At 61.0% G+C, this 10,141-nt stretch carries 11 protein-coding genes; 4 read left to right on the top strand and 7 right to left on the bottom strand.

All coding sequences use genetic code 11. The features are described 5' to 3' along the window. From FHK92_RS21855 to FHK92_RS21840, 4 genes are all read left to right on the top strand, one after another. A partial coding sequence (locus tag FHK92_RS21855; RefSeq protein ID WP_181289939.1) for a DUF2345 domain-containing protein occupies positions 1-1,941 on the top strand: 1,941 nt, incomplete at its 5' end. After that, positions 1,938-3,740 carry a phospholipase D-like domain-containing protein gene (locus FHK92_RS21850; RefSeq protein ID WP_181289938.1) on the top strand — a complete coding sequence of 601 codons (1,803 nt, stop codon included), beginning with the start codon at positions 1,938-1,940 and terminating at the stop codon, positions 3,738-3,740. The genes FHK92_RS21855 and FHK92_RS21850, both read left to right, overlap by 4 nt. Continuing rightward, a complete protein-coding gene (locus FHK92_RS21845) occupies positions 3,740-4,993 on the top strand; it encodes an SEL1-like repeat protein (protein WP_181289937.1) in 1,254 nt (417 codons plus the stop codon). Before FHK92_RS21850 ends, FHK92_RS21845 begins: the two co-directional genes overlap by 1 nt. Continuing rightward, the gene (locus FHK92_RS21840) at positions 4,986-5,513 is read left to right on the top strand and encodes a hypothetical protein (protein ID WP_181289936.1); all 528 of its coding nucleotides are present in this window, start codon (positions 4,986-4,988) and stop codon (positions 5,511-5,513) included. The genes FHK92_RS21845 and FHK92_RS21840 overlap by 8 nt, the downstream gene beginning before the upstream one ends. Positions 5,514-5,613: 100 nt before the next feature. On the opposite strand, the gene murB is transcribed toward FHK92_RS21840, so the two are convergent. The 7 genes from murB to FHK92_RS21805 are packed head-to-tail and all read right to left on the bottom strand — an operon-like array spanning position 5,614 to position 10,134. Beyond that, positions 5,614-6,633: a UDP-N-acetylmuramate dehydrogenase gene (gene murB / locus FHK92_RS21835; protein ID WP_181289934.1), complete on the bottom strand. Its 1,020-nt coding sequence runs from the start codon at positions 6,631-6,633 to the stop codon at positions 5,614-5,616. After that, positions 6,630-7,094 carry a low molecular weight protein-tyrosine-phosphatase gene (locus FHK92_RS21830; RefSeq protein WP_181289932.1) on the bottom strand — a complete coding sequence of 155 codons (465 nt, stop codon included), beginning with the start codon at positions 7,092-7,094 and terminating at the stop codon, positions 6,630-6,632. Before FHK92_RS21830 ends, murB begins: the two co-directional genes overlap by 4 nt. Beyond that, positions 7,094-7,858, bottom strand: coding sequence for a 3-deoxy-manno-octulosonate cytidylyltransferase (kdsB, locus tag FHK92_RS21825; protein ID WP_181289930.1), 765 nt, complete (start codon positions 7,856-7,858; stop codon positions 7,094-7,096). The genes FHK92_RS21830 and kdsB overlap by 1 nt, the downstream gene beginning before the upstream one ends. Further along, a complete protein-coding gene (locus tag FHK92_RS21820) occupies positions 7,855-8,040 on the bottom strand; it encodes a Trm112 family protein (protein WP_003179363.1) in 186 nt (61 codons plus the stop codon). The genes kdsB and FHK92_RS21820 overlap by 4 nt, the downstream gene beginning before the upstream one ends. Before the next feature lie 23 nt (positions 8,041-8,063). Then, entirely contained in the window at positions 8,064-9,074 is a 1,011-nt protein-coding gene (gene lpxK, locus FHK92_RS21815) for a tetraacyldisaccharide 4'-kinase (protein WP_181289928.1), read from the bottom strand. Continuing rightward, positions 9,074-9,502 carry an ExbD/TolR family protein gene (locus tag FHK92_RS21810; RefSeq protein WP_181289927.1) on the bottom strand — a complete coding sequence of 143 codons (429 nt, stop codon included), beginning with the start codon at positions 9,500-9,502 and terminating at the stop codon, positions 9,074-9,076. Before FHK92_RS21810 ends, lpxK begins: the two co-directional genes overlap by 1 nt. Further along, complete coding sequence (locus tag FHK92_RS21805) at positions 9,499-10,134, bottom strand: MotA/TolQ/ExbB proton channel family protein (protein WP_181289926.1); 636 nt, start codon at positions 10,132-10,134, stop codon at positions 9,499-9,501. The genes FHK92_RS21810 and FHK92_RS21805 overlap by 4 nt, the downstream gene beginning before the upstream one ends. Positions 10,135-10,141: the final 7 nt, after the last annotated feature.

Below are 10,141 nucleotides of genomic sequence, written 5' to 3'. Positions count from 1 at the left end.
TTCCTGGACGGCGAAGTCGACCACACCCGAGGTGCCAAGGGCACCTACGGCGAGGCCTATCATTACGGCGAACCCTACACGGTGCTGGGCGAGCGCTACGCCTTGGACGAAGACCTGCAAAGCGAAAGCGGTTTTTTCTACGCCCGCCTGCGCCACGAGCTCTACCTCAACGACCAGACCCGCCTCAGCGGCACCACCAGCAGCGCCATCCTGGCCCCGGCACAGCGCCTCGACATCACCGGCGGCGCGCCGAGGGCCTTCGGGCCCGGCGCGGTGATCGTCAGCCTGCGCACCGAAGCGGCCCGCGACCGCAGCTTCGTCGCCCACTTCCAAGCCATTCCCTACTCGGAAACCGTGTGCTTTCGCCCAGCGCTGCTGCCCAAACCGCGCATGAGCGGCACCATCCCCGCCCGCATCAGCCACCCGGTGGTCAACCCGCCCTACGCCGACCTCGACTTCGAAGGCCGCTACAAAGTGCGCTTCCTGTTCGACCGCGACACCTGGCAACCCGGCCGCGAAAGCGCCTGGCTGCGCCTGGCCCGCCCCTACGGCGGCGACACCCACGGCCTGCATTTCCCGCTGCAGGCCGGCACCGAAGTGGCAATCGCCTTCGAACAAGGCGACCCCGACCGCCCCTATATCGCCCACGCCCTGCACGATGACCGCCAGCCCGACCCGGTCACCGCCCGCAACGAACGCCGCAACGTCCTGCGCACCCCGACCAACAACAAACTGCGCCTGGACGACACCCGCGGGGAGGAACACATCAAGCTCAGCACTGAGCACAGTGGCAAGAGCCAGTTGAACCTGGGGCATTTGGTGGATGCCGAGCGTAAGAAGCGGGGGGAAGGGTTTGAGTTGCGCACGGATGGCTGGGGGGCGATTAGGGGCGGTAGGGGGGTGTTTATCAGTGCTGATGCCCAGCCCCGCGCCCAAGGCCAGGTGCTCGATATGAGCGAGGCGACAGGTCGGTTGCAACAGGCCGCCGACCAGTTGGACAGCCTCTCCAGCGATGCGCAGGCGAGCCAGGCCGACCCCGCCGACGTGCAGGCGCAACTGGCCTTGCTCAGGCAGGACCTCGAGCAGCTCAAGACCTCCGTCCTGCTACTCAGCGCTCCGCAAGGCATTGCGCTGACCAGCGGCAAGCACCTGCAACTCGCCGCGCAACACAACCTGATGCTCAACGCCGGCGGCGAAGCCGACCTCAGCGTGGTCAAGCGCCTTTTTGTCGGCGTGGGCCAAGGGCTGAGCCTGTTCGTGCGCAAGCTGGGGCTCAAGTTGATTGCCAACCAGGGGCCGGTGATCGTGCAAGCGCAGAACGACAAGCTGGAACTGATGGCGCGTCATGGGCTGGACATCAGCAGCACCGAGGACGAGATCCGCATCGTGGCGAAAAAGAAAATCACCCTTAACGCAGGCGGCAGCTACATCACGCTGGATGAGGGTGTGATCGAGTCGGGGACGCTGGGGGACTTTGTCGTCAGGTCGGCGAATTTCGAATATGTGCAAGGCGCTGCCAGCATGAAGGCTGCACACCCGGACTACCCTCGGCGCCTATCCAAACAACCGCTGCGCCTGCGCCTACCGCAAACGCCCAATGCATCGGGCGAAGGTTGGGCGGGCATGCCTTACACACTCAAGGCCGATGGCGTACCGGTCCAGCAAGGCGTACTCGATGGCAGTGGGCAACTCATGATCGACCATCAAGTCGTCACCCGTGGCTACCAACTGACGTTGGTCAACGGCGTGAGCTACCAATTGCCGGTGCCCACCGAGTACCGCAACGCCGAGCAGGCGCACTTGGCCAATCGTGGTCTGCATAACCACCCCGTACAGACCAACGCCGAAGTGAATACACCCTCCGCGCACACGGACAACCGCGCGCTGTATGCCATCCAAATGGATGGCCCCAACCATAACAAGGAAGAGACAGAGCAATGATGCAACCCGACATCGTGGTACCCATTTGCCTACGGCACACCAACGAAGCCGTTTGCACCCCGCCGTGGTACGTCCACAACACTGAATACCATCCCGTGGCGGCCAGCTATCAAGCGCTGGTCAATGGCCAGGAAACCTTCACCGCCGTGCACCAGGCCATTGCCCAGGCCAAGAAGAGCATCGACATCATCTGCTGGGGCTTCCAGCCGTCGATGTATTTCATCCGCGACGGCATGGCGCCGAGCATTGGCGAACTGCTCATGGCCAAGGCCCGGGAAGGCGTCGAGGTACGCTTGCTGGGTTGGGAAATGCCGTTCAATACCGCCGGCTTTGGCGGTGAGGCCAATTTGCCCGGCAAAGGCTCGATCCGCCTCATGGACCGGGTGATGCAACGCACCACCGAAGAACAATACGCCTTCGATCGCCAATGGTTTGCGACGTGCGCGGTCGCCGACGACAAGGCCGCGCAACGCACCGCCAGCGGACTGCCGGTGTTTGTCAGTCGCGGATTCAACCTCGATGAAAGGGGTGAGATCGCCCATTGGGTGAAATACGCGAGCCTCGACAGCGAAATCAGCACCAAGATGCGCCAAACGCTGAGATGGACGGCCACCCACCACCAGAAAAGCGTGCTGGTCGACTATGAGTTACCGGACTGCGCGGTCGGTTTCATCATGGGCCACAACATGCTCGACGAGTACTGGGACACCAACAAACATTCGGCACTGAACCGAAGCCAGGACAGCAAACCCGCCCCCAACCGTGGCCCACGCGGCGATACGCCGCGCCAGGACATTTCCTGCCGGCTCAGCGGGCCGATCCTGGAACACCTGCATCACAACTTCGCCGCTGCCTGGCGCAAGGAAACCGGCGAAGACCTGCTCGCCTCGCGCCAATCCATGAAGGTCGGGCCGCAACTGCGCACCCACGGCATGCCGCAAATGGCGCAGATCCTGCGCACCCAACCCCAGGCGGGCAAACGCGACATCGAGCGGCTCTACATGCAAGCCGTTAACAACGCGACCCAGTTCATCTACATCGAAAACCAGTATTTCCGCTGGCCACCGCTGGCCGAATTCATCAAGTCGGTCGCCGCCACCCAGACCCAGGCCGGGCGCGATCCCGGCCTGCACGGTGCACTGCATCTGTTCGTGGTCACCAACGCCACCGACGATGGCATCGGCGCCGGCACCGTGAACACCCAACGCATGCTCGAAAGCCTCGGGCGCGCCAACACCATCCCCGGCGTTACCAAGCTGCGGCGCATCCAAAAAATGGAAAAGGAATTTCCGCCCATGCCCCGCGCCGACCCGAACGACCGTCTTGGCCAACAGGAACAGGCCCAATGGAAGGCCGATCTCGAACGCGAAAAACAAGAGATCCTCGACAGCACCGTTGTGCCCGAGGAAATACCTGGCTTGAAGGTGCACATATGCTCCCTGGTCGCTCCCGATTCACCGGGCAAACCCTGGATGCCGGTATACATCCACTCCAAGCTGATGATCATCAACGACGTGTTCACCACCCATGGTTCGGCCAACATCAACACCCGCAGCATGCAGGTGGACAGCGAGCTGAACATTGCCCATGAGTGGATGAGCGTGACCCAGGCGTTGCGGCGGCGGTTGTGGGATCTGCATACGAAAAAGAAGGGGTCGCAGGATGATCCGAAGAAGGCGTTTAAGGCTTGGGAGGCGATTATCAACAACAACAAACGTCTCCAAAAAAACAAGGAAAAGCCCGACGCTTCGCTCGTCGAATTCCATTACGACAAAGCCATCCTGAAGGACCTCGACTGATGCGTCGAATCCTCCTGCTGTCTTGCCTGCTGCTGGCCGCTTGTGGCAACAGTGGCGCTTTTAATTTCCCCGAGAAGGACCCTTCCGTGAAGCCTTTAACCGAGATCGAGGCCAAGCTGGCCTTCACCTGCCAACACGAAACGATCCCAGCCCCCTCCGCCGAGAGCGATGTGCTGTTTCAATACGCGCGCTGGTTGCAAAAGAGCAACCAGCTCAAGCAGGACAAGACCGTCGATACCGAGATTGAACGGTTATATCGCATCGCCGCTGAGCATGGTCATTACAAGGCCAACATCAACCTGCAGAACGGCGCCATGCGCGGTCGTTTCGAACTCAATGGCGCCCAGCACTTGCGCATGAGCCAAATCTTGATCGACGCAGGAGTAGCAACGGGTTACTACTTCGTCGGAATCTTCCTGCAACAAGGTTCAGCGGGGCTGCATGAAGACACTGACATGTCTTTACGTTACTTCCGTAAAGCAGCCGATGAGGGTAACGCCCAGGCCCAATACTTCGTAGGGGAAAAACTCGAGGCCATTGATGTTGTGCCGGAAATAGCGATACAAATGTATCGTTGCGCCGCCGAGCAAGGTCATGGTAGGGCCGCTGTTACGCTGGGCATTTATCTTAAACACAAGGGTTTGCATCAACAGGCTATAGAGGCATTCCAATTAGGAGTGGTTGCTGGCGATGAAGCCTCGTCCGGTTGGCTGGAAGAGGCATTTCGAGCTCATCCCATTACCGACAAATTATATTACCTCGGCCAACAAGAAGACCTCGAACGCGCCGAACGCTACGAAACAATCTGGCGAATCCTGGCGAACTACTCCTATGCCAACCCCACCGTCACCGAAATCAACGAAATCCTCCCCCTGCCACCCGCCAAGCTGCCTGAATGGGACGGCAAGCTCCAATGGCTCGAAGCCCGCCTGGCCAATGTCCCACCGCAAAAACCCAGCGAGGCACTGATCCGCGAGCTGGCCGAGGCCAAAGGTCTCGAACCCGCCACCGGCAAACCCACGCCCAGCTCACCTGCATACATCAGGGCCGCCGCCCCCTCGCTGAGCTGCCAAAGCGGCCAGGCGTGCCCACGAACTGGCTATTGGATTGCCGCCGGATACACCGTCGTCCGCCGCTTCGAAAAAGGCGAGATCCTGCCGACGCTAAACGTACGTAACCGCCAGAGCCGTTTCCTGTTCCCGGACCGGATAACGGTCGAAACAGAAAAGGTCGATTGGATACTGCATGGATGACTTTCGGTTGGGGATGCCACGAGACATTTTTATCTCGTGTTTTTGCGTTGTATTGGGCGCATTTTCTTCTCCAATCGCGGCTACCCCATGGGGAATGCGGGGCGAAGCGGTTATCGATTCAGATAACGGAGAAATGCTTATTTGCGTGCCAAAGGCAGCCTCGAACAGCATAAGGCTTGATTCGATATGGGTGTCTGAGAAAAACCTACGAGATGGGAGGCGCAAGGCAATGTGGGAAATTGAACTGGACCAAAACGGCACGCCTATCCAACTAGGACCTGGAGGTTGTGTTTCCTATGGCTTCTTGCCGTCTGGATATCACGAGCAGGTGGCGTCGAAGTCGTTGAACCCCGGGAACACGTATTACGCAAGAATGAACCTTATCGTTGCCAACCCGGTTCGTCAGAGCATTCTTTTCTATGATGCGGTTTTCTGTGTGGGACAGAGGCGCGAAGGAACGTTTTATTACCGGCAGAACCGGTACGAACCTGATGGAAGAACTGTTAAGGCTGCTTGTTGAATGATTGAGCCCACGGAAGAAGCGCCGGGATAAGCCCAGTTATCCCGGCCCATCGGTTGAGTCGCAGACCGTGCCAAACCCAACTGCCGATCTGCTCCCCTCAGTACCGATTAGGCTCCATCTCAAGATCAACCTGAAACCGCTCGGCGATATCTTTCTGAATCCGTCGGGCCAGATCCAGCAGCTCCAGTCCCGTGGCATTGCCATAATTGACCAGCACCAGCGCCTGCAACTTATGCACCCCGGCGTCGCCTTCGCGGAAACCTTTCCAGCCGGCGCGTTCGATCAGCCAGCCAGCGGCGATTTTCATTTGGCCGCCAGGCTGTGGATAAGCCACCAGGTCGGGGTATTGCACCTTGAGATGCGCTACGTGTGCGGCCTGCACCAACGGGTTTTTGAAAAAGCTGCCGGCGTTGCCCAGCACGGCCGGGTCCGGGAGTTTCTCGCTGCGGATGCTGCAGATAGCCCGGCTGACGTCCGTGGGCGTGGCTTGGTCGATGCCTTGTTCGGTCAACCGCTGGCGCACCGGGCCGTATTCGAGATGCAGATGCGCGACACGACTGAGGGCAAAACGTACCCGCAGGATCAGCCAGCGATCCGCCTGCTGCTTGAACAGACTGTCACGGTAGGCGAAAGCACATTCATCGAGGGTGAAATCGCGCAGCTCGCCGGTGTAGCGATCCAGAGCCGTGAGGCCAGCGAAGACGTCCTTTATCTCCACGCCGTAGGCACCGATGTTCTGCATCGGCGCCGCGCCCACCGTACCGGGAATCAGGCTGAGGTTTTCCAACCCCGACCAGCCTTGGGCCAGGGTGTGCTGGACAAACGGATGCCACGGTTCCCCGGCTTCGGCCTCGACTACCACCCGCTCGCCATCATCGCTTAACAGACGAATTCCCTGGCTAGTCATGCGCAGCACCAAGGCGTCGATGTCACCGGTCAACAGCAGGTTGCTGCCACCGCCGATGACCAGCAACGGTACGTCGTGACCCGCGGCGTAAGCCAAGGCCTCGCGAACATCCGCATCGCTGTGGGCCTCGGCGAACAGCCGGGCGTTGACGTCCACGCCAAAGCTGTTGAACGGCTTGAGGCTGATGTCCGCCCGAACTTTCAAGCTCATAACCGCCCCTTCAATTCGATCACCAGACGATCCGTGGCGCATTCGATCAGGTCCAACACCTGCTCGAAACCTTGCTCACCGTCGTAGTACGGGTCTGGTACGTCGTCGAGTTCGGCCTCGTAACGACGCAGGAACAGATCCAGTTCCGCACGGGCATTGGCCGGTTGCAGGGTCTTGAGATTGCGCAGATTGCTGCTGTCCATTGCCAGGATCAGGTCGTAGGCGGCGAAATCGGCACGGGTCACCTGCCGGGCACGTTGGGCCGACAAGTCGTAGCCGCGACGCAGGGCCGCGGCCATGCTGCGTTTGTCCGGCGCCTTGCCGACGTGCCAGTCGCCGGTACCGGCGGAAGCGACTTCCACCTGCCCCTCCAGCCCGGCCTCGCGCAACTTGTGGCGCAAGATGCCTTCGGCAGTCGGCGACCGACAGATGTTGCCCAGACAGACGAACAAAACCCGCATCAAGCCTCCAACAGGCGACGGATGCGCTCAAGGTCTTCAAGGGTATCGACACCGGTGGGCGGGGCGATCAGCGCATCGGCAACATGGATTCGCACGCCGTGCCACAAGGCACGCAGCTGTTCCAGGGATTCGGTGTTTTCCAGCCAGCACGGCCCCCACGCCACGAAATCCTGGAGGAAACCGGCGCGGTAGGCATAAATGCCGATGTGACGACGGTACGGTACGCCTTCGGGCAACACGTCCGGGTTCTTGGCGAATGCCTCCCGGGCCCACGGCAACGTCGCCCGACTGAAGGTCAGCGCCAGGCCATTGAGGTCGCTGACGACCTTGACCACGCTGGGATTGAACAGGGTCTGCACGTCCTCGATCGGCTCGGCCAGGGTAGCCATCTGTGCTTCCGGGTGAGCCGCCAGGTTGGCCGCGACCTGATCGATCACGCTGGGCGGAATCATCGGCTCGTCACCTTGCACGTTGACCACGATGGCGTCGGGCGAGAGACCGAGTTTTTCGGCCACCTCCGCCAGGCGATCAGTACCGGAATTATGATCCTCACGGGTCATCACCACCTCGGCGCCGAAACCCTTGCAGGCTTCCACGATGCGCGCGTCATCGGTCGCGACCACCACGCGCTGGGCGCTGCTCTTGCTGGCCTGCTCCCAGACATGCTGGATCATCGGCTTGCCGGCGATCAACAGCAGCGGCTTGCCGGGCAAACGCGTCGAGGCAAAGCGCGACGGAATGACGACGGTAAAGGCAGTGGTCATTTATCCAGGCGCTCATCAGTGGTCAGGGTGCGGGCTTCGCTCTCGAGCATCACTGGGATGCCGTCGCGAATCGGATAGGCCAATCCGGCGCCCTTGCTGATCAGCTCGGTCTTGTCGGCGCTGAGCTTGAGCGGGCCTTTGCAGACCGGGCAAGCCAGGATATCGAGCAGTTTGGTGTCCATGTAATTCCCCTGGATAAAACGTGTTAAGGCAAGAGTCGATCCGGCAACAGGCGCATCAACTGCGTATCGAACCAGGCCGCGAAGGCCGGTGACGGAGCAGCGTCCACCGCCAGATACCACCAGTCGGGCGCGGCGAAGGCGCGGCATTTGACTGCGTCCTTTTCCGTCATGACCACTGGCAGGGACGGCATGAAGCTCAAGGCCTCGGCGCTGTATTCGGCATGGTCGGCAAACCCGTGCGGTATGGGCCGCCAGTGTAGCGTTTCGAGGGTCTTGAAGAAACGCTGGGGATTGCCGATGCCGGCCACGGCATGCAAGGCCTGGCCTGCTGGAAAATGGTCGATGGGGCGCCGTTCACCACTGGCCAGGTTGACCAGCGCGGTGGGCCGCAACTCGAAGGCAAAGCCGTCGTCGCGATCAGCGGCGGCGCCGTTGAACAGCACGGCGTCGACCGATTGCAGGCGCTCGACCGGCTCGCGCAACGGGCCGGCGGGCAGGCAACGCCTATTGCCCAGCCCCCGGGCATTGTCGATCAATACCAACTCGAGATCGCGGGCCAGCCGATAATGCTGCATGCCGTCGTCGGACAGGATCAAGTCCAGCGGCTCGGCCTCCAGCAAAGCCCGGACAGCCCGGCTGCGATCGGGATCGATCATCAACGGCACGCCGGTGCGCTGGACGATCAGCAATGGCTCGTCGCCAGCGATGCTGGCGCCTTGGCTGGCCTCGACTCGCCAAGGCAATTGCGGCGGCTTGGCACCATAACCCCGGCTGACCACGCCGACCCGCAGGCCACTGCGCTGGCAATGCTCGATCATCCACAGGATCAACGGCGTCTTGCCAGTGCCGCCCACGGTGATATTGCCGACCACCACCAGTGGCACGGGCGGCTGGTATATCTCACCCTCGCCCGCCAGGAAACGCTCGCGCTTGCCGACCACGACGCGTCGGTACAGCCATTCCAGCGGTCGCAGCAGCGTCAGGGCGGGATGCCCTTCATACCAGGCGGCAAGCAATCGATCGGACATGGCCATCAAGGTGCAGGCGCCGCCTCGACCGTGGTCATGCGCAGATGGCTGAAGCCGAGCTTGCCGGCTGCGTCCATGGCCGTGATGACCGATTGATGGGGCGTCTTGCCGTCGGCGCTGATGGACAGCGGCAGGCTGGTGTCGCCGCCGGATTCCTTCTGCAAGGCCTCGATCAGGCTCGCCAGGTCACTTTTGGGCAGCAACTGGTTGTTCACCGAGAACGTCCCTTCGGCGCTGATCGTGACTTCGAGGTTTTTCAATTGCTGGTCTTCAGCTGGCGAGCCACTGACGGCCTCCGGCAACTCGACCTTGAGCTGGGTTTCCCGGGTGAACGTGGTGGTCACGACGAAAAACAGCAGCAGGATGAAAACCACGTCGATCAGCGACGCGAGATTGATCTCGATGTTTTCCCGTGGTTTGCGGCGGAATTTCACTTCTTGCCCCCGGCCAGGTCCACTTCACGATCGCCCTGCACCACCTCGACCAACTTGATGGCTTCCTGCTCCATGCCCACCACCAGCTCGTCGACGCGGCGTTGCAGGAAACGATGGAAAAACACCGAGGGGATACCCACCATCAAACCCGCGGCGGTGGTGATCAAGGCTTTGGAAATACCGCCCGCCAGCACCGACGCATTGGTGGTCATGCCGGTACCGGTAAAAGCGCTGAAAATATCGATCATGCCCAGCACCGTACCCAGCAGGCCCAACAGCGGCGCCATCGCGGCGATGGTGCCCAAGGCATTGAGGTAGCGCTCCAGTTCATGGATGACCCGGGCGGCTGCCTCTTCGATGCACTCCTTCATGATCTCGCGACCATGCTTGGAGTTGGCCAGGCCTGCGGCAAGGATTTCTCCCAGCGGCGAACTGGCCCGCAGTTCCTTGAGCTTGTCCTTGTTCAGTTGCTTGTCCTTGATCCAGACCCAGACCTGCCCGAGCAAATGCTCCGGAGTTACGCGACTGGCCCGCAGGGTCCACAGGCGTTCGGCAACGATACCCAGTGCCGCGATGGAACTCAGAATGATCGGCAACATCATCCAGCCGCCGGATTTGACCAATTCCCACACAGTGACA

Origin of the sequence: Pseudomonas brassicacearum subsp. neoaurantiaca, assembly GCF_013608025.1 — a bacterium.
In the GTDB taxonomy this organism is placed as follows: Bacteria; Pseudomonadota; Gammaproteobacteria; order Pseudomonadales; family Pseudomonadaceae; genus Aquipseudomonas.
Note: the sequence above shows the minus strand (reverse complement) of the source record. Positions and strands in the feature narration are given on the sequence as shown.